Origin of the sequence: Pseudomonas cichorii (assembly GCF_019719005.1) — a bacterium.
Taxonomy (GTDB): domain Bacteria; phylum Pseudomonadota; class Gammaproteobacteria; order Pseudomonadales; family Pseudomonadaceae; genus Aquipseudomonas; species Aquipseudomonas cichorii_E.
In genome coordinates this window covers 44,185-65,410 of sequence record NZ_JAIGPJ010000004.1, presented here as the reverse complement: position 1 = coordinate 65,410, position 21,226 = coordinate 44,185, and the positions used below count along the sequence as shown (strand labels likewise).

Sequence of the window (21,226 nt, the reverse complement as noted above, 5' to 3'; positions counted from 1 at the left end):
AACAAAAAAGCCCTGCTTTGACGGCAGGGCTTTGGTAGCGGCTTTTGGCTTCAGGCCGTCAGGGCCTGGCGGGTCCGCTCGATCACGGCCTGCAGCGGTTCGGCGCTGGAGTACTGATCGGGGTAAAGGCGTTCGCTGTGGCGGGCAATACCGTGTTCATTGACGATGGTAAAGCTGAAGGAGTCTTTGCGGGCTGCCATGATCAGGCAGTCCATTGGAGCGAAAGCGTGGGTGAGGGTGCGGATGGCATCCTGAGTCTGGATATGAGTAGTCATCATTGAAAGTGTTTCCTGAAACGACACGGAACAATACCGTGCATCAATAAGAGCTCCAGTAAACGCGGGCTGGCTTGAATGTCGAAGCGGGCCGGGCGAAGAACCTGACTGGAACAAGGCCGTCAGTTGAAGCGCGCTTTATCGTATGGCGCCCTGGCTGACAGGTAGGTACTTAGGAGGGCAGGCAACACAACAGGAGCAAAGGTTCGACGCTCGGGGTGCAGATCCTGATCAATTGCAGGCTGGTCAATGCAGGCCATGATTGCGCTTTGCCCTTTGTGGGCCATGTTGCGCAGGACATGTCTGGAAACCATCGAGTTGGTCGATCCCTTGTTGTCGACACCGCTTCCATATGGATTGGCGCTTGTCGGGGGACTTATCGACCGGAATTGATTTTCAGCTTGGTACTAACGGCGACAACACTAATGCAATATCCGGAAAAATGAAAGGGATATTTACAAATATTTTTTCTTGTCGGGTGGTTTGTCCGGGGGACGTAAAATCCACTTGTTCACATTAGCGGCACAAGCTGCCACATCACTGTCACATACGGCCCTAAGAGTTTGATTTACTGTGGTGAATTATTAAGTCAATGAAAAACATCGCTTTTTTTACTGGTGAAAAAATCGTCAGTTTGAGCGCAGCCCCCGTTCTGTATGGGTTTGCGGAGGTTAAAGGGGGGTTGTCCACTGAGTTATCCACAGCTTCTGTGGATTGTCCCGTCATATCAGGCGGTTATATGCAGGGTTTACCTTGCACTAAAAGAGAGTAGAGTTATGTCCCCCGATTTTCCCCGCAATGCCTATCATGCCTGCCTTGAGTCGCTGCCTCTGTCGCGCAGACGTTTCTGAATCTTCTTTTGTTCACAATGCCGCAGGCAATGATCCGGCATGTAGGGAGTCGTTATGACTTTGGACCTGAACAGCCTGTTGCTGGGGCTTGGTGTGGCGGCGCTGCCTTTGCTGGCGTGGGTCTGGCAGTTGCAGCGGCGTCTGGCGCGTCAGCAGGCCGACACGGCATTGCTCGATGAGCGCCTGAGCATGGCGCAGATGGCTCAGGATGGCCTCAACGCCCAACTGGACGCCAGCCGCGACGAGATCAGCGACCTGAGCCAGGCCAACGCTGCCCGTCAGGCCGATCTGGCTGCGGTGCGCCGCGAAGTCGAGCTGCTGCGTCTGGAATGCGATAACGGCCGTGATGCCGCCCATGGCTGGAACCTTGAGCGGGCCAGCAAGGAAAACGAGCTGCGCCGTCTGGATGCCCAGTGCGCCGCCTTGAATGCCGAGTTGCGTGAACAGCAGGAAAGCCATCAGCAACGCTTGAGCGATCTCCAGGGTTCGCGTGATGAATTGCGCGCCCAGTTTGCCGAACTGGCAGGCAAGATTTTTGATGAGCGTGAGCAGCGTTTCGCTGAAACCAGTCAGCAGCAGTTGGGGCAACTGCTCAATCCTCTGAAGGAGCGCATCCAGTCATTCGAGAAGCGCGTGGAGGAGAGCTACCAGAGCGAAGCCCGCGAACGGTTTTCCCTGGGCAAGGAGCTGGAGCGCCTGCAGCAATTGAACCTGCGCCTGAGCGATGAAGCGACCAACCTGACTCGCGCCCTCAAGGGCCAGAAAACCCAGGGCAACTGGGGTGAGCTGATTCTGGAGCGGGTGCTGGAGCATGCCGGGCTTGAGAAAGGGCGCGAATACCAGACCCAGGTCAGCCTCAAGGGGCCGGACGGCGAACGCTTCCAGCCGGATGTTCTGATCATGCTGCCAGGGGACAAGCAGGTTGTAGTGGACGCCAAGGTCAGTCTGACGGCCTACCAGCAATATGTGTCGGCGGCCGACGAGGTGATCGGTCAGGCGGCCTTGAAGCAGCATGTACTGTCCTTGCGCAATCACGTAAAAGGCTTGTCCGGCAAGGATTACAAGCGTCTTGAAGGGCTGCACAGCCTGGATTTCGTTTTGCTGTTCGTACCTATAGAAGCGGCGTTTTCGGCGGCTTTGCAGGCTGAGCCCAATCTGTTTCAGGAAGCGTTCGACCGTAATATCGTGATTGTCAGCCCGACGACGCTGCTTGCCACTTTGCGGGTTATCGACAGCCTGTGGAAGCAGGAGCGCCAGAGCCAGAACGCCCGTGAGATTGCGGAGCGGGCAGGGTGGCTGTACGACAAGTTCGTGTTGTTCATTCAGGATCTGGATGAAGTAGGCAGTCGCTTGCAACAACTTGATAAAGCTTATTCTGCTGCTCGTAACAAATTAACGGATGGTCGCGGTAATCTGGTCAGCCGCAGCGAACAGCTCAAGCTGCTGGGCGCGCGGGCCAGCAAAAACCTGCCGCCTGATTTGCTTGAGCGGGCCATGACGGACGAAGATGGCGTGCTGCGTTTACCTGAATAGTCGAGGTCGCGGCAGTGCAAAGCCGTCTGTCGTAAAGACTAGAAGGAAACGCGCAGAGGTGTCACATTGATTCCATCGGGAAAAATGTTTTCCGAGATGCTCTGCTAAATTAAAACTTGCTTCTATGATCAGTATTAGCAATCGGTGCATTGCCTGTTGCCCGGTTTTCCCTCAAGGGGGCGTTATGAATAGCAAATTGCAAGACTGGCTCCATGATCTGGGTGTTGCGCTGGGTTTGATTGAACGGCCCAAACTGCAACCTATACCTGTGCGCGCCGAGGACGAGCGTCGCCGCCCACGTCGATAAGCCTTGGTTGACCGCTGTCGGTCACCTGTATTGGCGCTCCATCCGAGCGGGACGCAAGGCCGTGTCCCGTTATCTGTTTTCAATTGTCTTTTTCCTGCCGCTATACCTGGCGCATCAGTACGATCAGATCCACCACCACGGGCAGCGACAGATGCTCGGGTTTGTGGATGGCGCGTTCTCTTATGGAGGCCGGGAACGCGAATCCGAACTCTTCTTCCAGACGCCCGAAAAGCTCGTTGATGTCCTGCTCATCCAGCACGAGATCCTCGAAGGCCACATCGTCGCGCAGCGCGGATTTGTCCACCAGAATGACTCCCAGAACGTCGAGAACCCTTTGGTTGATGTCCTCGCGATTCATGGAAGCCCCGGATTTTAATCATGTCAGGATTACGGGAACTTCGGATAAACCAGCCCTCGGTTTCAGGCTAGCTGAAGTTTGCTGGCGGCCTGTGCAGGGCGACGGGTGCCCGATAGCGGGTTCAGGCCGCTCGGGTGATCGGCTAGACTGCGCGCCTTGTCTGCAATTAAAGAGAAAACCATGTCCCGTGCTCGCTGCGAGCGCTGCCTGCGGCCTGACAACCACTGTCTTTGCGCCTTGATTCCACAACTGGACAGCCGCACCCGCGTGTTGCTGCTGCAACATCCCAGTGAAGTCAGTCACGCCTTGAATACTGCACGTCTGGCTGCCCTTGGGCTGGTCAATGCGCAACTTGTGGTGGGTGAAGTGTTCGAGGATCTGGACGCGCTGCTGAATCAGCCCGGTTATCAGGCACGCCTGTTGTTTCCGGGCGAAGATGCGCAAGCGTTGAAGACCTATGCCGATCAGGATCAGCCCCTGCTGCTGGTGGTTCCGGATGGCACCTGGCGCAAGGCGAGAAAGCTGCTGCATCTCAACCCGTTGTTGGCCGCGTTGCCCAGAGTGACATTGGGCTCTGCTCCGGTTTCACGTTATCGCCTGCGCAAGGCACCGGGACCAGATGCGTTGTCGACGCTTGAGGCGATTACTCACGCCTTGCAAACCCTTGAGCCCGGGCACTCTTTCACCGCACTGCTGCGGCCTTTCGATGCCTTGATCGAAGGGCAGATCAAAGCCATGGGCCATGAGACTTATCAGCGCAATCACAGCGAAAATTAAAACAATTGGGACCGTTATGCGTCTCCAGCTGTATCTGTGAGCAGCGCCAATCTGTGCCTAGACTGATAACTCTGCTTTGTCTGATCCGGGATGACCGATGCACATTTCTTCTGGCCGCTGGGTGTATGGTCTTTGTCTTGCCCTGTTGACCGCTTTTCTCTGGGGCATCCTGCCCGTCAAGCTCAAACAAGTGCTGCAAGTGATGGATCCGGTGACGGTGACCTGGTTCCGTCTGCTGGTATCCGGCGTCCTGCTCTTTATATGGCTGGCTTCGGTCAAGCGCTTGCCGAGCTTCAAGGTGCTTGGGGTCAAAGGCAGGATTCTGGTGGCGCTGGCAGTGTTTGGCCTGGTGGGCAACTATGTGCTGTATCTGGTGGGGTTACGTCTGTTGAGCCCCGGCACTACGCAGTTGATGATCCAGACCGGCCCTATTCTGCTGTTGCTCGGCAGTATCTTTCTGTTCAAGGAGCGATTCAGTCTTGGGCAGGGCATTGGTCTGCTTGTGCTGTTGACCGGTTTTGGCCTGTTCTTCAATGAGCGTCTGGTGGAGCTTTTCACCTCATTGAGCGATTACACCGCCGGTGTGCTGATCGTCTTTCTGGCTGCGGTGGTCTGGACTTTCTATGGCCTGAGCCAGAAGCAATTGTTGACGGTGTGGAACTCGTTGCAGGTCATGATGGTGATCTACCTGTTCTGCGCGCTGCTGATCACGCCTTGGGCGCATCCGATGGAGGCTTTGCAGTTGAGCCCGTTGCAGGGCTGGCTATTACTGGGTTGCTGCCTGAACACGCTGGTGGCCTATGGCGCATTTGCCGAGGCTTTGGCGCACTGGGAAGCTTCGCGTGTCAGCGCAACCCTGGCCATTACACCGCTGGTGACCCTGGCTGCGGTGGCTTTTGCCGCATGGTTGTGGCCGGACTATGTGCAGGCCGAAGAAATCAATGCGTTGGGGTATGGCGGGGCAGTGCTGGTGGTGCTGGGCTCGGCCCTGACCGCCCTTGGGCCGTCGTTGCTGGCCGGTTTGAAGGCTCGCAAACAACGCTTGGCCAGCCCGTAGGAGCGAATTCATTCGCGAATGAATTCGCTCCTACGGGCTGAGAGGGTTAGCGTTTTCCCAGTTCTTCTGCTTGCGTCAGCCATTGCTGACGCTGTTCTTCGGTGGAAGTGCGGATCGGGGCGAATTCGGTCAGGCGTTTTGTTCTGATTCCGCAGAAGGCCAGGATCGTACGAATCATCTGACGATGTGCCGGTGCGCCGTAGATCCAGCGGAAGTAGCGGGGCGGGGTGTCCAGGGTTGACAGCAGCTCAGCGGTCTTGCCCTTGAGCAGTTCGTTGGACGGGTGTCTACGGCCGTGGGTCCTGAAGGCGAAACCGGGCATGAACACCCGGTCGAAGAAACCACTCAGCAAGGCTGGCAGACCACCCCAGGAAACCGGGTAGACGAAGACAAGATGCTCGGCCCAGTGGATCTGGCGCTGGGCTTCGAGCAGGTCGTGTTCCAGGTTCTGACTCTGCTCGTAGCCGTTATGCAGGATCGGATCGAAGTCCAGCTCGCTGAGCTTGAGCATCCTCACCACATGACCTTTGCTGCGTGCTCCCTGCGAGTAGGCATCACCCAGAGCGTGGCAGAAACTGACGGTCTTCGGTGTGCCGTAAATCATCAGGATACGTTTCCCACTGCCTTCCAGGGGTGTTGCACCACTCTTTGGGTCAGCCATTGCTACCCGCCTCCAGCATTTTTTCCGGTCGGACCCAGGCGTCGAACTGCTCGTCGGTGAGATAGCCCAGGGCAAGGGCGGCTTCACGCAAGGTCAGCCCTTCGCTGTAGGCTTTCTTGGCGATCTGCGCCGACTTGTCGTAACCGATATGGGGGTTGAGAGCGGTGACCAGCATCAGGCCTCGCTCCAGGTGTTCGGCCATTTTTGCGGCATCGGGTTCCAGGCCGGCGATGCAGTGCTCGTTGAAGTTGCGGCATCCGTCGGCCAGCAGCCGGATCGACTGCAGCAGGTTATGAATGATGACCGGCTTGTACACGTTCAGTTGCAGATGGCCCTGGCTGGCGGCGAAACCGATGGTTACGTCGTTGCCCATGACCTGGCAGGCCAGCATCGACAGCGCCTCGCATTGGGTCGGGTTGACTTTGCCCGGCATGATCGAGCTTCCCGGTTCGTTGGCTGGCAGCCGGACTTCTGCCAGCCCGGCGCGTGGGCCGGAGCCCAGCAGGCGCAGGTCATTGGCGATTTTCATCAAGGCCACGGCCAGGGTCTTGAGCGCCCCTGACAAGGCTGTGAGTGGTTCATGGCCCGCCAGCGCGGCGAACTTGTTGGGTGCCGTGACGAACGGCAGTCCTGACAGGGCCGCCAGTTCCGCAGCCACGGCCTCGGCGAAGCCTTTGGGAGCATTCAGCCCGGTGCCCACGGCGGTGCCGCCCTGAGCCAGTTCGAAGACCGCAGGCAAGGTGGCGCGAATGGCTTTCTGGGCGTAATCCAGTTGCGCAACGAAGCCCGAAAGCTCCTGGCCGAAGGTGATCGGTGTGGCATCCATCATGTGGGTGCGGCCGGTTTTCACCAGTTTGATGTGCCGTGCCGACTGCTCGGCAAGGCCATTGGACAGCTCGGCGATTGCGGGCAGCAATTGCTCCTTGACCGCTTGTGCCGCCGCGATGTGCATGGCTGTCGGGAAGCAGTCATTGGAACTCTGTGAGCGGTTGACGTGATCGTTGGGATGCACCGGGCTCTTGCCGCCACGGCCCTGGCCAGCCAGTTCGTTGGCGCGTCCGGCAATCACTTCGTTGACGTTCATGTTGCTTTGCGTGCCGCTGCCGGTCTGCCAGACCACCAGCGGAAACTGGGCGTCATGTTGACCGTCGAGCACTTCGTTGGCGGCCTGCTCGATGAGCCGGGCGATATCGGCAGGCAGGTCGCCATTGCGATCATTGACCCGGGCGGCGGCTTTCTTGATCAGGGTCAGGGCATGCAGCACGGCAAGCGGCATGGACTGGTCGCCAATCGCAAAGTTGATCAGCGACCGTTGGGTCTGTGCACCCCAGTAAGCGTCTTCAGGGACTTCTATCGGGCCAATGCTGTCAGTTTCTGTACGGCTCACTGGTCTTACTCCTTTAAGGTGCGTAAGGGTTAGGTGCCTTTAATTCTTCAGGGTTCCCATACGGTCTGTGTTAGCGGGTTTTCAACCACTGAGTTAAGCGGGGGTTGAGCCAAAAGCGAACATAAGCGCAGAATGGTCGGCCTTGAGGTCATGCCTCGTTTGTCAGATTAAGGAAATTCGATGACCCGTCTTCGTGCCATCTGTACTGCGGTAGCCCTGGTTTGTGCCAGCGGTCAGGTTCTCGCCGACACCGCCAGCCACAATGCCAGTGCCGAAACCTTCCTCAAGCTTGCCAACGCTGACAAGCTGGGTGCTCCGGTATACGCGCAGGTCCAGCAGATGTTTGCCCAGCGTTTCGCTGAAACCAAGGCCCCTGCATCGAAAAAGGCCCTGCTGGAAACCTATCAGGCCAAGGCCAACGCCGCTGTTGATCAGGCAATCGGCTGGAACAAGCTCAAGCCGGACATGGTCAAGCTCTACACCGCCAACTTCACCGAAAGCGAGTTGAAGGATCTGGTCGTGTTCTACCAGTCGCCACTGGGCAAGAAAGTCATGTCCAAAATGCCTGAGCTGGCTCAGCAATCGGCTCAACTGACCCAGAGCAAGCTGGAAAGCGCCGTGCCGGTGGTCAACAAGCTGCTCGCCGATATGACCGCCGAGCTGGAGCCTGCCAAAGCCGCAGCCCCGGCTGCGCCCAAGAAACCCTGACAGGCGAGCCTCGTCATGACTATGCAACAACGAATCGAGTCGACGCTTGCGCTGCTTCAACCGCAGCACTTGCAAGTGCTCGACGAGAGCCACATGCACAGCCGTGGCCAGCAGACGCACTACAAGGCCATTCTGGTCAGCGAGCAGTTTGCAGGCCTGAACTCGGTCAAGCGGCATCAGAAGGTCTACGCCACGCTGGGTAGCCTGATGGGCGAGTTTCACGCCTTGGCGTTGCATACCTACACGCCTGAGGAATGGGCAAAGGTCGGCGCGGCACCCGCTTCGCCAACCTGTGCCGGTGGTCACTGACCTGAGCTCTGGGGTCTGCCCCGAAGCAATATCCTGATAACGCCTGTTTTGCTAGAATCCGCACCGCGCCGCAAGGCCGGTGCGTTTTTCGTTCTGATTTTTTTTGCCCGGTAGGCCCTTTACGAGGGTCACCACCTGGAGAGATACATGACACAAGAGCCGATGACTCAGCCGATCGTCGTAGCTGCGCTATACAAATTCGTGACCCTCAGCGATTACGTTGCCCTGCGTGAGCCTCTGTTGCAGGCCATGATCGCCAATGGCGTCAAGGGCACTCTGCTGATCGCTGAGGAAGGCATCAACGGTACGGTTTCCGGTAGCCGTGAAGGCATCGATGGCCTGCTCGCCTGGTTGAAGAACGATCCGCGCATGGTCGATATCGATCACAAGGAATCGTTCTGCGACGAGCAGCCGTTCTATCGCACCAAGGTCAAGCTCAAGAAAGAGATCGTGACCCTGGGCGTCGAAGGTGTGGACCCCAACAAGAGCGTCGGCACTTATGTCGAGCCCAAGGACTGGAACGCCCTGATCACCGATCCTGAAGTGCTGCTGATCGATACCCGCAACGACTACGAAGTGTCCATCGGCACCTTCGAGGGCGCCATCGACCCCAAGACCACCAGCTTTCGCGAGTTTCCCGAGTACATCAAGGAGCACTTCGATCCGGCCGTCCACAAGAAGGTCGCCATGTTCTGCACCGGCGGTATTCGTTGCGAAAAGGCGTCGAGCTATATGCTGGGCGAGGGTTTCGAGGAGGTCTATCACCTCAAGGGCGGGATTCTCAAATACCTGGAAGAAGTCCCTCAGGAAGAGAGCAAGTGGAGTGGCGACTGCTTTGTGTTCGATAACCGTGTCACGGTGCGTCACGACCTGAGCGAAGGCGACTACGATCAATGTCATGCCTGCCGCACTCCGATCAGTGCCGAAGATCGCGCCAGCGAGCATTATTCGCCGGGTGTCAGTTGCCCGCACTGCTGGGACAGCCTGAGCGAAAAGACTCGCCGCAGCGCCATTGACCGGCAGAAGCAGATCGAGCTGGCAAAAGCCCGTAATCAGCCGCACCCGATTGGTCACAACTACCGTTCGCAATCCGAGGCCTGAGCCATGTCCTCCCGCCTGATCTACGTAATGGACCCTATGTGTTCGTGGTGCTGGGGTTTCGCTCCGGTGGCCGAGGCACTTGTAGTACAGGCACAGGCGGGCGGCGTGCCGCTGCATCTGGTCATGGGTGGTTTGCGCTCCGGCACCACTGCGCTGGACGCTTCCACGCGGCGCTACATCCTTGAACACTGGGATGCGGTAGAGAAAGCCACCGGGCAGCCATTTCGTCTGGAAGGTGCCTTGCCGGAGGGTTTCGTCTACGACACCACGCCCGCCTGCCGGGCCGTGACCGCTGCCCGCCATCTTGATCCCCGAGGGGCGTGGGCGCTGGTCAAACTGATTCAGCAGGCGTTTTACACGCAAGGGCGCGATGTCACTCATGCACCGCTGCTGGTCGAACTGGCCGAGCAGGCGGGACTGGCCCGTCAGCCGTTCGCGGACGCTTTTGACAGCGTTGAGCAGCGAGTGGCCACGACGTCCGACTTTGCCTGGGTGCAGGGGCTTGGCATTGCCGGTTTTCCGACCCTGCTCGCCGAGCACAACGGGCAGTTCGCGTTGCTGACCAATGGTTATCAGCCCCTGAGCGAACTGGCGCCACTGCTCGGGCGATGGCTGGAGCGTGCAGCCAGTGCATGAAGAGCCTTCTTCCCGGCAGCCGGAATCTCCCGGCGACAGATTGAGCTGGGCCGAGATCCGGCGGCTGGCATTGCGTCACAAGAAAGCCCTCTGGATCGCCAACGGTGTGGCCGTGCTGGCGACGCTGTGCAGCGTGCCGATTCCATTGCTCCTGCCATTGCTGGTGGACGAAGTGCTGCTGGGGCGTGGTGATGCTGCGCTGAAAATCATGGACCATGCCTTGCCCGACAGCCTGCAGAAGGCGGTGGGCTACATCGGTCTGATGCTGGTGCTGACCCTGGTCCTGCGGCTTGGCGCCTTGCTGTTCAATGTCCTGCAGGCGCGGTTGTTCGCGCGTCTGGCCAAGGACATTGTCTACCGTATCCGCCTGCGCCTGATCGAGCGCCTCCAGCGTATTTCCCTGCGCGAGTATGAAAGCCTGGGCAGTGGCATGGTGACCACGCATCTGGTCACTGATCTGGACACGCTGGACAAGTTCGTCGGCGAAACCCTCAGCCGTTTCCTCGTGGCGACCCTGACTCTGGCGGGGACGGCTGGCATTCTGATGTGGATGCACTGGAAGCTGGCGCTGCTGATCATGCTGTTCAATCCGCTGGTGATCTTTGCCACCGTGCGGCTGGGCAAGCGGGTCAAACACCTCAAAAAGCTGGAGAACGACAGTACTTCGCGCTTTACCCAGGCCTTGAGCGAAACCCTGGATGCCATTCAGGAAGTGCGGGCGGGCAATCGGCAGGGCTTTTTCCTGGGGCGCCTGGGTCAGCGTGCCCGGGAAGTGCGCGATTACGCCGTGAACTCCCAGTGGAAAAGCGATGCCTCTGGCCGGGCCAGTGGCCTGCTGTTTCAGTTCGGCATCGATATTTTCCGGGCTGCGGCGATGCTGACAGTGCTGTTCTCGGATCTTTCCATTGGCCAGATGCTCGCGGTATTCAGTTACCTGTGGTTCATGATCGCGCCGGTGGAGCAATTGTTGAACCTGCAATACGCCTATTACGCGGCGGGCGGGGCGCTCACCCGTATCAATGAACTGCTGGCCCGTGAAGACGAGCCGCAATACCCCGGTGTTGTCGACCCTTTCAAGGGCCGGGAAACCGTTGGCATAGAAGTGCGTGGTCTGAGTTTCGGCTATGGCGAAGACCTGGTGCTGGATCAGTTGAACCTGTCGATTGCGCCCGGTGAAAAGGTCGCGATTGTCGGTGCCAGCGGTGGGGGTAAAAGTACCCTGGTGCAACTGCTGCTGGGGTTGTACAGCGCGCAGACCGGCACCATTCGTTTTGGTGGTTCCACCCTGCAGGAGATCGGTCTGGAGCGTGTGCGGGAACAGGTGGCGGTGGTGCTGCAACACCCGGCACTGTTCAACGATTCCATACGCGCCAACCTGACCATGGGGCGCGATTGCACGGACGAAGCCTGCTGGGCGGCGCTGGAAGTTGCTCAGCTTGAGTCGACCATCCGCCTGCTGCCCGATGGCCTGGACAGCATTGTCGGGCGTTCCGGGGTGCGTTTGTCCGGCGGGCAGCGTCAGCGCCTGGCCATTGCGCGCATGGTGCTGTCGGACCCCAAAGTCGTCATTCTGGACGAGGCGACTTCAGCGCTGGATGCGGCCACCGAATACAATCTGCATCAGGCGCTGGCACTCTTTCTGCGCAGCCGCACGACCCTGATCATCGCTCATCGCCTGTCTGCGGTAAAACAGGCCGACCGGGTCCTGGTATTCGACGGCGGGCGTATTGCCGAGGAAGGGGATCACCAGCAACTGATCGCCGAGGGCGGGCTCTACGCCAAGCTGTATGGGTATCTGCAGCAGGTCTGATTGCAGTGCCGACTGATCACGCCAGCTTTGTGCGCAATGTTGCACCTTGTATAAAAACCGAGAAAATCACTCGTCTCTCTTGTTGGATTTAGCCTAGTCTCTGATCAGGACGTTCAATCAGTCATGTGGTGAAGTGAACCCATGAAGCAGCCGCGGTCTCTCTCAAAGCCTCGTCTTTTGGGCATTGTGTGGCCTTTTGTTGCCGTCGCGCTTTTTCAGGCGCTGCTCGGATGCGTGAGCCTTTACACCTTGTCTGCCGTACGCAGCTATGTCGTTGGCGAAAGCCTCTGGTCAAAGGGCCAGAAGGACGCCATTCATTACCTGGGGCTTTATGTCGACAGTCATGATGAGCGCGACTTTGCCAGGTACCAGCAGGCTATTGCCATTCCCCAGGGCGGTCATGCCCTGCGCCAGGTGCTGAACCAGCCCGATCCCTCGTTGACGGATGCCAGAGAAGCCATTCTTCAGGGCGGTAACCACCCCGATGATGTCGGCGGCATCATCTGGCTGTACCGCAACTTCCATGACTTCAGTTACATGGAAAAGGCCATCTACTGGTGGAACATCGGCGATGACTATCTTGCCCGGCTCGATGAGCTGGCCCGCACGATTCGCAACCGGGTCGTCGAAGGTGCGGTGAGCCCGGATGAATCCTTGCAATGGCACGCCCGGATCAATGCAATCAATGAAGCGGTAACCCCTGTTGCCAAGGCTTTCAGCGATGCGCTGGGAGAGGGTTCGAGATTCATTCTATGGCTGCTGCTGATCATCAATCCCGTCACGGCCCTGGTACTGATCCTTCTGGCACTGTTACGTGCGCGCAAGCTGCTCGAACAGCGCCATGTCTTTGCCCATGCGCTGCAACTGGAGAAGGATCGTGCGCAGATCACGCTGGAGTCCATCGGTGACGGGGTTATCTCCACGGACGTCAGCGGTGCGATCGTTTACATGAACGCAGCAGCAGAAGGGCTGACTCACTGGCGCAACAGCCAGGCGATCGGGCTGCCGCTGGCTGCGCTGTTCAATCTGCTGGACGAAAACGACCACAAGGACAGCCTGACGCTGATGGAACATATCCTCAGCGGCAGGTTCAAGGGCGGCAGCGTGCACTGCAAGCTGATCCAGCGTCTGGATGGCAGCACGGTGATGGTCAATCTGGTCGGTTCGCCGATCTACAGCGACGGGGCAGTCAGTGGCGCGGTGCTGGTGTTGCACGATATGACTCAGGAAAGCCAGCACCTGGCCAACCTTTCCTGGCAGGCCGCCCATGATGCACTGACCGGCCTGGTCAACCGGAGCGAGTTCGAGTATCGCCTGGAGCAGTTGCTCACGGATTCCGAATCCTCGAATGAAAGCCATTGCCTGATGTTTCTGGATCTGGACCAGTTCAAGCTGATCAATGACACCAATGGCCACGCAGCAGGCGACGAACTGCTCCGGCATCTGTGCCGGATGTTGCCTCAGGGGATTCGTGAAGGGGACACCCTCGCCCGCTTGGGGGGCGACGAGTTCGGTATTCTGCTGTGTAATTGTGCGCCGCAGACAGCCCTGGAAATCGCCGAGAGCCTGCGCAAGATGGTGCAGAGCATGCATTTCGTCTGGAAAGGGCGGCCCTTTGTCACGACGATCAGTATTGGTCTGGTGCATATAGGCGATGCGCCGACCACGCTGGAGGCCTCCCTTCGAGCGGCGGATATGGCGTGCTACATGGCCAAGGAAAAGGGCCGCAACCGGGTTCAGGTCTATCACCCGGACGATTCGCAGCTCTCCACGCGCTCCGGTGAAATGGCCTGGATCCAGCGCCTGCACATGGCCCTGGGTGAGAACCGTTTCTGCCTGTATACCCAGGAAATTGCACCGCTTCACCAGCCTGATGACGGGGTGAGGCATGTCGAGATCCTGTTGCGCCTGCGCGACGAATCGGGGCGGATGGTTTCACCGGACAGCTTCATACCGGCAGCAGAGCGTTATGGCTTGATGACAACACTTGATCGCTGGGTTGTGCAGAATGTCTTTCAGGTCATTGCGCAGTGCATGAACGACCCGAGGCACCAGATGCCCCAGGCGATCTGTGCCATCAATCTGTCTGGTTCCAGTATTGGTGATGAGGCCTTTCTGGATTACCTGAAGCTGCAGTTCCGGGCGTATGGTGTTTCCCCGAGCATGATCTGTTTCGAGGTGACCGAAACCAGTGCGATTGCAGACCTGGGCAGCGCCATCCGTTTCATGAATGAACTCAAGGCTCTGGGTTGTCTGTTCTCCCTTGATGACTTCTGCTCTGGTATGTCCTCCTTTGCCTACCTGAAACATCTTCCGGTCGATTTTCTGAAGATCGATGGTAGTTTTGTAAAGGATATGCTCGACAATCCGATCAATCGTGCCATGGTCGATGTCATCAATCATATTGGTCACGTCATGGGCAAGAAAACCATTGCCGAGTTTGTTGAAACCCCGCAGATTGAGTCTGCTCTGCAGGAAATAGGTGTGGATTTTGCACAGGGGTACTTGATAGCTCGTCCAGAGTTATTGACGTGTGAAAGCCTGTACACCCAGCCTGCACGCCCGGCCTCCGTGATGGCCGAGGCACATGGGTATCAAGCCAATTCGGTACAACCAACAAAAAAGGGAGCCGCACAGTGATCGACACTTTCAATAGAACCGGTCCGCTCATGGAAGCCAGCAGTTATCCGGCATGGGCGCAACAGTTGATCAAGGATTGCAGTGCCGCCAAGGCTCGTGTGGTCGAACACGAGCTGTATCAGAAAATGCGTGATGGGCGCCTGAGCCCACAGGTCATGCGCCATTACTTGATTGGCGGCTGGCCGGTGGTTGAGCAGTTTGCTGTCTACATGGCCAAGAACCTGACCAAGACCCGTTTCGGCCGCCATCCTGGGGAGGACATGGCGCGTCGCTGGCTGATGCGCAATATCCGCGTCGAACTCAACCATGCAGATTATTGGGTGAACTGGTGTGCCGCCCATGGTGTGAGTGTCGATGACCTGCACGCCCAGCGCGTGGCGCCCGAGCTGCATGCCTTGAGCCACTGGTGCTGGCAGACCAGCTCTTCGGATTCCCTGGCCGTGGCCATGGCCGCCACCAACTATGCCATCGAAGGTGCAACGGGTGAGTGGGCGGCAGTCGTCTGTTCCAGTGATGTCTACGCCGAAGGCTTCCCCGGCGAAACCCGCAAGCGCGCCATGAAATGGCTGAAGATGCACGCTCAGTATGATGATGCGCACCCATGGGAAGCGCTGGAGATCATTTGCACCCTGGCGGGCAATAACCCCAGCGTGCAGCTACAGACCGAATTGCGTCAGGCGACCACCAAGAGCTATGACTACATGTATCTGTTTCTTGAAAGCTGCATGCAGCTGGACAAGGTCAAGCCTTCGCGGGAACGTGCGGCAGCGGTCGGGGCCTGATCACGCTCTGGGCAGGAGTGAGTTCCTGGTGATGGCTGCGGCCTTTCGCGAATGAATTCGCTCCTGCAGCATCATTTTTTGTGGGAGCGACTTCAGTCGCGAAGAAGCTCTCACTTAACCCGCCATGTTCAGGCGATTGCGGCCTTCGCGTTTGGCAACATACAAGGCATTGTCGGCGCGGCGCAGCAGGCTGTCGGCCGATTCTGCCGGCAGCAGCGTCGAGCAGCCCAGGCTGATGGTGGTGTTGAGCACGGTATTGCTTTCGTGGAACTTCAGTTCCAGCACCGCCTGGCGCAGACGTTCACCGATCATGGCCGCACACTCGCGATCCGTGTTGGCAAGCACGACCACAAACTCTTCCCCGCCATACCTGAACATCCGGTCTACGCTGCGCAACTGAGTCTTGAGCGTATGGGCAATGGTGCGCAGCACCTCGTCGCCGGTCTTGTGGCCGAAGTTGTCGTTGACGTTCTTGAAGTAATCGATATCCAGCATCAGCAAGGAAAGCGGCTGTTTCTGGCGGTGCGACACTTCGATTTCCAGCATCAGGTTCTGGTCCATCGCGATCCGGTTGCCGGTATTGGTCAGCGGGTCGCGCAGTGCGCTTTGCATGGCAATGCGATACAGCAGCGCATTTTTCATGGGGTAGAGCAGGCAGATGATCAGTGACTCAAGCTCGCCCAGTTCCTGCTCGCTGAATGCCGTGTCGCGCTGGAATTCCAGATTCCCCAGGCATTCGTTCATGTGGCGCAGTGTGTAACTGGCACTGTGCTCCGCGCTTTGACCCAGTTGCAGGCTCAGGTCACTACGGGAGTGTTCATAGCTCAGGGCGGACAACGGCATGAGGCGTTGAATGCCACGGAAGAACAAGCCAAGAATCTTTTCAGCTTCCAGGCTGCTCTGTAGCTGCTGGCTCAGTTGCTGAATGAGGGTGGGCAGATCAGCAGGAGGAAGAGGGGCCGCCGGTCTATTGCAAGAGCCTTGTCTTTGCAATCTTGCAGTATCGAAATCAATTGTCTTGGGACCGGTCGGAGAACTCATGGCTTCACTCCTCTCACATCGTTGCTGGCTTGTGAGAGGCAGAGCGAAAGTCGTGCCATGTACGGATTTTTAATCTAATTGATTGAATATAAAGGACTATTTAACACGATTAAGAAGTCGGGCAAGGCTGTCCGACGTTTCCTTGACTCGGCATATTCATGAAATAAGCCTGCCGTGACGGATTTCCGTCATGGCAGGCTTTTGTGCCGCCGGCTTTATTGAGCGTTGAAGGCCTGGCCGTTGATGCCCGTGCTGTCTGGGCCCATCAGGTACAGATAGACCGGCATGATTTCCTCGGGCGTCGGGTTGTCCAGAGGGTTTTCAGCAGGGTAGGCCTGGGCTCGCATGCTGGTACGGGTTGCGCCGGGGTTGATGCTGTTGGAGCGCACCGGCGCGACAGTGTCCAGTTCGTCGGCCAGGGTCTGCATCAGGCCTTCGGTGGCGAACTTCGATACGCCATAGGCGCCCCAGTAGGCGCGGCCCTTGCGGCCGACACTGCTGGAGGTGAATACCACCGACGCATCGGCGGCCAGCTTGAGCAGTGGCAGCAGGGTGCTGGTCAGCATGAACGTCGCATTGACGTTGATGTGCATGACCCGCATGAAGTTTTCGCCGGATAACTGCTCAACGGGCGTGCGCGGGCCGATGATCGAGGCGTTGTGCAGCAGACCGTCGAGATGGCCGAATTCGGTTTCGATCATGGCCGCCAGCTCATCGTATTGATGGGGCAGGGCGGTTTCCAGGTTGAATGGAATGACCGCAGGCTGAGGATGACCAGCCGCTTCTATCTCGTCATACACCTGAGTCAGGTTGGCTTCGGTCTTGCCCAGCAGCAACACCGTGGCGCCATGGGCTGCATAGGTCTTTGCTGCCGCAGCACCGATGCCGCGTCCTGCGCCGGTGACCAGGATTACCCGGTCCTTGAGCAGTTCGGGGCGAGCGGAGTAATCGAACATGGGAAACCTCTGTAGCTATTGAGTAAGGCTCAAGTCAGCAACTGCACAGCGCGTTGTCCAGCACCTTGCGCAGGTCCAGCGGGTGATCCACGACCACATCGGCGCCCCAGTGATCGGGGTTGTCGTTGGGATGGATATAGCCGTAACGCACGGCGGCTGTCTTGGTGCCAGCATCGCGACCTGACTCGATGTCACGCAGATCGTCGCCCACGAACAACACGCTGGCCGGGTCCAGATCAAGCTGGCTGCAAGCCAGGATCAGCGGCTCGGGGTGCGGTTTGCTGTAGGTCACATGATCGGGACAGATCAGCAGCGCCGAGCGCTCGGCCAGCCCGAGCTGTTCCATGATCGGCTGGGCGAAGCGCACCGGTTTATTGGTGACAACACCCCAGATCAGGCCGGACTTTTCGATATCGGCCAGCAGTTCCGCCATGCCGTCGAAGAGCTTGCTGTGAACTGCGCAATCACGCTGGTAGCGCTCCAGGAACTCCAGGCGCAGGGCCTCGAAGGCCGGATCCTGAGGGGACATGGCAAAGGTGGCCGCGACCATGGCTTTGGCGCCGCCCGAGATTTCATCGCGAATCAGCTTGTCTGCCACTGCTGGCAAACCGCGATCGGCCAGCATCGCCTGGGAAATGGCGATGAAGTCCGGTGCGGTATCGAGCAATGTGCCGTCCATGTCGAATAGAACCGCTCTCAAGCGCATGCCTCATGCCTCCCGAAGTGTCTGGATCATGTAGTTGACGTCCACATCCGAAGCCAGCTTGTAGTGCTTGGTCAGCGGGTTGTAGGTCAGGCCGATGATGTCCTTGACCTGCAGGCCGGCATCACGGCTCCAGGCACCCAGTTCCGAAGGGCGGATGAATTTCTTGAAGTCATGGGTGCCGCGTGGCAGCAGGCCCATGATGTATTCGGCACCGACAATGGCGAACAGATAGGCCTTGGGGTTGCGGTTGATGGTGGAGAAGAACACCTGGCCGCCGGGCTTGACCATGCGATAGCAGGCGCGGATCACGGAAGACGGGTCCGGCACGTGCTCCAGCATTTCCAGGCAGGTCACCACGTCGAACTGCTCGGGCATTTCTTCAGCCAGGTCTTCGGCGGTGATCTGCCGGTATTCGACGCTCACGCCGGATTCGAGCTGATGCAATTGGGCCACGGCCAATGGCGCTTCGCCCATGTCGATACCGGTCACGGTGGCACCGCGCAGGGCCATGGCCTCGCTGAGAATGCCGCCGCCACAACCGACGTCCAGAACTTTCTTGCCGGCCAGATTGACCCGCTCGTCGATCCAGTTGACCCGAAGCGGATTGATATCGTGCAGCGGCTTGAACTCGCTTTCACGATCCCACCAGCGATGTGCCAGTGCCTCGAATTTGGCGATTTCTGCGCGGTCGACGTTGCTCATGGGAGTTACCTCTTGAACTTGAAATTCGTTTCGAAAGCCCGGCGATCAACAAGCCAGGCCTTCATGTATTCAGTTTGCGCCGCTGATGCGCTTGCCCCAGGCAATGGCGGTTTCGCGTAGCGCCTGTTCATCCATGCGGGTCAGGCGGCGGTTGTCGAGCAATTGCTTGCCTGCCACCCAGACATGGCTCACGCAATCGCGACCGGTGGCATATATAAGCTGTGATACTGGATCATAGATCGGTTGCTGCTCCAGCCTGGAAAGATCGAACGCAACCATGTCCGCCGCCTTGCCGATTTCCAGTGAGCCGGTTTCTGCCTGGATACCCAGGGCGCGTGCGCCATTCAGGGTCGCCATGCGCAAGGCCCGATGGGCATCCAGCGCCGTAGCCGAGCCCGCGACAGCCTTGGCCAGCAGGGCGGCGGTACGGGTTTCGCCCAGCAGGTCCAGGTCATTGTTGCTGGCCGCGCCATCGGTACCGACAGCTACGTTGACACCGGCCTGCCACAAACGCTCCACCGGGCAAAAGCCACTGGCCAGTTTCAGGTTGGATTCCGGGCAATGCAGTACGCTGGAGTTGCTTTCTACCAGTAATGCCAGGTCATCGTCGCTGATTTGCGTCATGTGTACGGCCTGGAAACGCGGGCCCAGCAGGCCGAGACGGTTCAGGCGCGCCAATGGGCGCTCCTGGCGTTGTTCGAGGGCCTGTTCCACCTCGAAGGCGGTTTCATGCACATGCATCTGGATCATGGCGTCGAGTTCGTCGGCAATGACCCGGACCTTTTCCAGGTTTTCGTCGCTGACGGTGTAGGGCGCATGGGGGCCGAAGGCAACCTTGATGCGCGGGTGATGAATCAGGTCGTTGAACAGCTCGACGCCGATATGCAGGGATTCATCGGTGGTTCTGGCGCCAGGGATCGGGAAGTCCAGCACCGGCACGGTGATCTGGGCGCGGATCCCGCTGTTGTGAGCGCGGTCGGCCGCGACCTTGGGGTAGAAGTACATGTCCGAGAAACAGGTGATGCCGCCCTTGATCTGCTCGGCGATGGCCAGATCCGTGCCATCACGAACGAAGTCCTCGGTGACCCATTTGCCCTCGGCCGGCCAGATATGGTCCTGCAGCCAGGTCATCAGCGGCATATCGTCGGCCATGCCGCGGAAAAGGGTCATTGCCGCATGGCCGTGGGTGTTTACAAGGCCGGGAGTGAGCAGCATGCCAGGCAGTTCCTGTACGTGCAGGGCATTCTGCTTCAAGGCTTCGGCCCTCGGGCCAATGTAGGCGATGCAGCCGTCACGGATACCCAGCCCATGCTCCTTGAGTACCACGCCTGCGGGCTCGACCGGCACCAGCCAGGTGGGCAGGAGCAGAAGGTCGAGCGGTGCGGTGGCGTTCGGCATGACAAGGCTTCCAGAGCTTATTGCAGTAATGGCGAAGTATACCCGAGCACCTTCGCGGTCGGCTCGCTATAATCGTCCCCTTTTGATTCCGGGCTGTGGGTTTTCGAGATGGAGTGGGTGGTAATGCGCGATCGGCTATTGGCTGCAGAGAAAGTAAAGGCCATCGATTGGCGAGATGACACTCTGTATCTCCTGGATCAGCGTGTGCTTCCGTTCGAGGAAACCTGGCATGCTTACAGCAGCGCTGCGGCAGTGGCTGAGGCCATTCGCACGATGGTGGTGCGTGGTGCGCCTGCCATCGGTATAGCGGCGGCCTATGGCGTTGTGCTGGGTGCTCGCGCCCGTTTCGCGGCGGGCGGTGACTGGCTGGCGGCGCTTGAAGCGGATTTCTCTCTGCTCGCGGACTCGCGTCCTACGGCCGTCAATCTGTTCTGGGCGCTGAACCGGATGCGCGATCGCCTGCAACGGCTCAAGGAAGGGGATAACCCTCTGACTGTTCTGGAAGCCGAAGCCGTTGCGATTCACCTGAGCGACCGTGAAGCCAACCTGACCATGGCGCAACTGGGTGCGGATCTGATTCGCAAGCATCAGGGCAATCTTCAGGCGGTCCTGACCCATTGCAATACCGGCGCCCTGGCCACGGGCGGCTTTGGCACTGCGCTGGGCGTGATCCGGGCTGCGCATCTGGAAGGCATGATCGAACACGTCTACGCCGATGAAACCCGGCCATGGTTGCAAGGCTCGCGCCTGACGGCCTGGGAGCTGGCCAACGAGGGTATTCCGGTCACTCTCAATGCCGACTCTGCCGCTGCGCACCTGATGCGCACCAAAGGCATCACCTGGGTCATTGTCGGTGCCGACCGCATTACCGCCAATGGCGACGTGGCCAACAAGATCGGCACGTATCAACTGGCAGTCGCGGCCATGCACCATGGTGTGCGCTTCATGGTGGTGGCGCCCAGTTCCACGATCGACATGGACACGGCCAGCGGTGAAGACATCGTCATTGAAGAGCGTGACGGTCGCGAGCTGCTGGAAGTGGGCGGTCATCGGGTGGGTGCTGATGTCGAGGCTTTCAATCCGGTATTCGATGTGACGCCTGCGGACCTGATCGACGCCATCGTGACCGAAAAGGGCATCGTCGAACGGCCGGATACCGCCAAGATGGCCTTGCTCATGAGTCGCAAGCACCTGCATTGATGGTTTTGCGGGCGGCCCGTTTTCAGCGCTT

21 protein-coding genes are annotated in these 21,226 nt (G+C 58.7%); 12 read left to right on the top strand and 9 right to left on the bottom strand.

The window, feature by feature from the left end:
* Window positions 1-50: 50 nt before the first annotated feature.
* The gene (locus tag K5D32_RS05275) at window positions 51-275 is read right to left on the bottom strand and encodes a hypothetical protein (RefSeq protein WP_221599488.1); all 225 of its coding nucleotides are present in this window, start codon (window positions 273-275) and stop codon (window positions 51-53) included.
* A gap of 1,019 nt (window positions 276-1,294) precedes the next feature.
* On the opposite strand from K5D32_RS05275, the gene rmuC reads away from it, so the two are divergent.
* Together rmuC and K5D32_RS26105 are read left to right on the top strand one after the other, a co-directional pair.
* On the top strand, window positions 1,295-2,659 hold the full coding sequence (gene rmuC, locus K5D32_RS05270; protein WP_221599487.1) for a DNA recombination protein RmuC: 1,365 nt from the start codon (window positions 1,295-1,297) through the stop codon (window positions 2,657-2,659).
* Window positions 2,660-2,843: 184 nt separating this feature from the next.
* Complete coding sequence (locus tag K5D32_RS26105; RefSeq protein WP_256327101.1) at window positions 2,844-2,966, top strand: PA1414 family protein; 123 nt, start codon at window positions 2,844-2,846, stop codon at window positions 2,964-2,966.
* Between the two features lie 100 nt (window positions 2,967-3,066).
* Here K5D32_RS26105 and K5D32_RS05265 read toward each other — a convergent pair whose 3' ends face one another.
* A complete protein-coding gene (locus K5D32_RS05265; protein ID WP_221592660.1) occupies window positions 3,067-3,324 on the bottom strand; it encodes a hypothetical protein in 258 nt (85 codons plus the stop codon).
* A gap of 180 nt (window positions 3,325-3,504) precedes the next feature.
* On the opposite strand from K5D32_RS05265, the gene K5D32_RS05260 reads away from it, so the two are divergent.
* Both K5D32_RS05260 and K5D32_RS05255 read left to right on the top strand, forming a co-directional pair.
* On the top strand, window positions 3,505-4,101 hold the full coding sequence (locus K5D32_RS05260; protein ID WP_221592661.1) for a tRNA-uridine aminocarboxypropyltransferase: 597 nt from the start codon (window positions 3,505-3,507) through the stop codon (window positions 4,099-4,101).
* 97 nt (window positions 4,102-4,198) lie between these two features.
* The gene (locus tag K5D32_RS05255) at window positions 4,199-5,158 is read left to right on the top strand and encodes a DMT family transporter (protein ID WP_221599418.1); all 960 of its coding nucleotides are present in this window, start codon (window positions 4,199-4,201) and stop codon (window positions 5,156-5,158) included.
* Window positions 5,159-5,204: 46 nt separating this feature from the next.
* On the opposite strand, the gene K5D32_RS05250 is transcribed toward K5D32_RS05255, so the two are convergent.
* Together K5D32_RS05250 and K5D32_RS05245 are read right to left on the bottom strand one after the other, a co-directional pair.
* On the bottom strand, window positions 5,205-5,819 hold the full coding sequence (locus K5D32_RS05250) for an NAD(P)H-dependent oxidoreductase (protein WP_221599417.1): 615 nt from the start codon (window positions 5,817-5,819) through the stop codon (window positions 5,205-5,207).
* Window positions 5,812-7,206, bottom strand: a complete 1,395-nt coding sequence (locus K5D32_RS05245) for a class II fumarate hydratase (RefSeq protein ID WP_200992624.1) — start codon at window positions 7,204-7,206, stop codon at window positions 5,812-5,814. Before K5D32_RS05245 ends, K5D32_RS05250 begins: the two co-directional genes overlap by 8 nt.
* 180 nt (window positions 7,207-7,386) lie before the next feature.
* Between K5D32_RS05245 and K5D32_RS05240 the strand changes: the two genes are divergently transcribed.
* The 7 genes from K5D32_RS05240 to K5D32_RS05210 all read left to right on the top strand — a co-directional run bounded on the left by K5D32_RS05240 (window position 7,387) and on the right by K5D32_RS05210 (window position 15,192).
* On the top strand, window positions 7,387-7,914 hold the full coding sequence (locus tag K5D32_RS05240) for a DUF2059 domain-containing protein (RefSeq protein WP_221577489.1): 528 nt from the start codon (window positions 7,387-7,389) through the stop codon (window positions 7,912-7,914).
* A gap of 15 nt (window positions 7,915-7,929) precedes the next feature.
* The gene (locus K5D32_RS05235; RefSeq protein ID WP_221577490.1) at window positions 7,930-8,223 is read left to right on the top strand and encodes a BolA family transcriptional regulator; all 294 of its coding nucleotides are present in this window, start codon (window positions 7,930-7,932) and stop codon (window positions 8,221-8,223) included.
* Window positions 8,224-8,370: 147 nt separating this feature from the next.
* A complete protein-coding gene (locus K5D32_RS05230) occupies window positions 8,371-9,324 on the top strand; it encodes a rhodanese-related sulfurtransferase (protein ID WP_409372857.1) in 954 nt (317 codons plus the stop codon).
* A gap of 3 nt (window positions 9,325-9,327) precedes the next feature.
* Window positions 9,328-9,960: a DsbA family protein gene (locus K5D32_RS05225; protein ID WP_221599416.1), complete on the top strand. Its 633-nt coding sequence runs from the start codon at window positions 9,328-9,330 to the stop codon at window positions 9,958-9,960.
* Window positions 9,953-11,770 (top strand): ABC transporter ATP-binding protein, encoded by a 1,818-nt coding sequence (locus tag K5D32_RS05220; RefSeq protein WP_221594500.1) that lies wholly within the window; start codon window positions 9,953-9,955, stop codon window positions 11,768-11,770. The genes K5D32_RS05225 and K5D32_RS05220 overlap by 8 nt, the downstream gene beginning before the upstream one ends.
* A gap of 141 nt (window positions 11,771-11,911) precedes the next feature.
* Window positions 11,912-14,410 carry an EAL domain-containing protein gene (locus tag K5D32_RS05215; RefSeq protein ID WP_221599415.1) on the top strand — a complete coding sequence of 833 codons (2,499 nt, stop codon included), beginning with the start codon at window positions 11,912-11,914 and terminating at the stop codon, window positions 14,408-14,410.
* Window positions 14,407-15,192 (top strand): iron-containing redox enzyme family protein, encoded by a 786-nt coding sequence (locus K5D32_RS05210; protein ID WP_221594471.1) that lies wholly within the window; start codon window positions 14,407-14,409, stop codon window positions 15,190-15,192. Before K5D32_RS05215 ends, K5D32_RS05210 begins: the two co-directional genes overlap by 4 nt.
* A gap of 114 nt (window positions 15,193-15,306) precedes the next feature.
* On the opposite strand, the gene K5D32_RS05205 is transcribed toward K5D32_RS05210, so the two are convergent.
* The 5 genes from K5D32_RS05205 to K5D32_RS05185 form a co-directional block, all read right to left on the bottom strand.
* The gene (locus K5D32_RS05205) at window positions 15,307-16,233 is read right to left on the bottom strand and encodes a GGDEF domain-containing protein (RefSeq protein WP_221599414.1); all 927 of its coding nucleotides are present in this window, start codon (window positions 16,231-16,233) and stop codon (window positions 15,307-15,309) included.
* Between the two features lie 215 nt (window positions 16,234-16,448).
* A complete protein-coding gene (locus K5D32_RS05200) occupies window positions 16,449-17,189 on the bottom strand; it encodes a YciK family oxidoreductase (RefSeq protein ID WP_221577496.1) in 741 nt (246 codons plus the stop codon).
* Between the two features lie 34 nt (window positions 17,190-17,223).
* Complete coding sequence (mupP, locus tag K5D32_RS05195) at window positions 17,224-17,895, bottom strand: N-acetylmuramic acid 6-phosphate phosphatase MupP (protein WP_221594473.1); 672 nt, start codon at window positions 17,893-17,895, stop codon at window positions 17,224-17,226.
* Window positions 17,896-17,898: 3 nt separating this feature from the next.
* Window positions 17,899-18,597, bottom strand: coding sequence for a bifunctional 2-polyprenyl-6-hydroxyphenol methylase/3-demethylubiquinol 3-O-methyltransferase UbiG (gene ubiG / locus K5D32_RS05190; protein ID WP_025261295.1), 699 nt, complete (start codon window positions 18,595-18,597; stop codon window positions 17,899-17,901).
* Window positions 18,598-18,666: 69 nt separating this feature from the next.
* Window positions 18,667-19,995, bottom strand: coding sequence for a TRZ/ATZ family hydrolase (locus K5D32_RS05185; RefSeq protein WP_221599413.1), 1,329 nt, complete (start codon window positions 19,993-19,995; stop codon window positions 18,667-18,669).
* Between the two features lie 123 nt (window positions 19,996-20,118).
* Here K5D32_RS05185 and mtnA point away from each other — a divergent pair, with 123 nt between their 5' ends.
* Window positions 20,119-21,195 (top strand): S-methyl-5-thioribose-1-phosphate isomerase, encoded by a 1,077-nt coding sequence (mtnA, locus tag K5D32_RS05180; protein ID WP_095067485.1) that lies wholly within the window; start codon window positions 20,119-20,121, stop codon window positions 21,193-21,195.
* The last annotated feature ends 31 nt before the right edge of the window (window positions 21,196-21,226 follow it).

Bases quoted from the DNA above. Each gene is read 5' to 3' on its own strand.
- K5D32_RS26105 (WP_256327101.1), top strand. From the start codon at position 2,844: ATGAATAGCAAATTGCAAGACTGGCTCCATGATCTGGGTGTTGCGCTG.
- K5D32_RS05200 (WP_221577496.1), bottom strand. From the start codon at position 17,189: ATGTTCGATTACTCCGCTCGCCCCGAACTGCTCAAGGACCGGGTAATC.
- K5D32_RS05215 (WP_221599415.1), top strand. From the start codon at position 11,912: ATGAAGCAGCCGCGGTCTCTCTCAAAGCCTCGTCTTTTGGGCATTGTG.
- K5D32_RS05225 (WP_221599416.1), top strand. From the start codon at position 9,328: ATGTCCTCCCGCCTGATCTACGTAATGGACCCTATGTGTTCGTGGTGC.
- K5D32_RS05275 (WP_221599488.1), bottom strand. From the start codon at position 275: ATGACTACTCATATCCAGACTCAGGATGCCATCCGCACCCTCACCCAC.
- K5D32_RS05265 (WP_221592660.1), bottom strand. From the start codon at position 3,324: ATGAATCGCGAGGACATCAACCAAAGGGTTCTCGACGTTCTGGGAGTC.
- K5D32_RS05205 (WP_221599414.1), bottom strand. From the start codon at position 16,233: ATGAGTTCTCCGACCGGTCCCAAGACAATTGATTTCGATACTGCAAGA.
- mtnA (WP_095067485.1), top strand. From the start codon at position 20,119: ATGCGCGATCGGCTATTGGCTGCAGAGAAAGTAAAGGCCATCGATTGG.
- K5D32_RS05240 (WP_221577489.1), top strand. From the start codon at position 7,387: ATGACCCGTCTTCGTGCCATCTGTACTGCGGTAGCCCTGGTTTGTGCC.
- K5D32_RS05235 (WP_221577490.1), top strand. From the start codon at position 7,930: ATGACTATGCAACAACGAATCGAGTCGACGCTTGCGCTGCTTCAACCG.
- K5D32_RS05250 (WP_221599417.1), bottom strand. From the start codon at position 5,819: ATGGCTGACCCAAAGAGTGGTGCAACACCCCTGGAAGGCAGTGGGAAA.
- K5D32_RS05230 (WP_409372857.1), top strand. From the start codon at position 8,371: ATGACACAAGAGCCGATGACTCAGCCGATCGTCGTAGCTGCGCTATAC.
- K5D32_RS05255 (WP_221599418.1), top strand. From the start codon at position 4,199: ATGCACATTTCTTCTGGCCGCTGGGTGTATGGTCTTTGTCTTGCCCTG.
- mupP (WP_221594473.1), bottom strand. From the start codon at position 17,895: ATGCGCTTGAGAGCGGTTCTATTCGACATGGACGGCACATTGCTCGAT.
- K5D32_RS05185 (WP_221599413.1), bottom strand. From the start codon at position 19,995: ATGCCGAACGCCACCGCACCGCTCGACCTTCTGCTCCTGCCCACCTGG.
- K5D32_RS05260 (WP_221592661.1), top strand. From the start codon at position 3,505: ATGTCCCGTGCTCGCTGCGAGCGCTGCCTGCGGCCTGACAACCACTGT.
- ubiG (WP_025261295.1), bottom strand. From the start codon at position 18,597: ATGAGCAACGTCGACCGCGCAGAAATCGCCAAATTCGAGGCACTGGCA.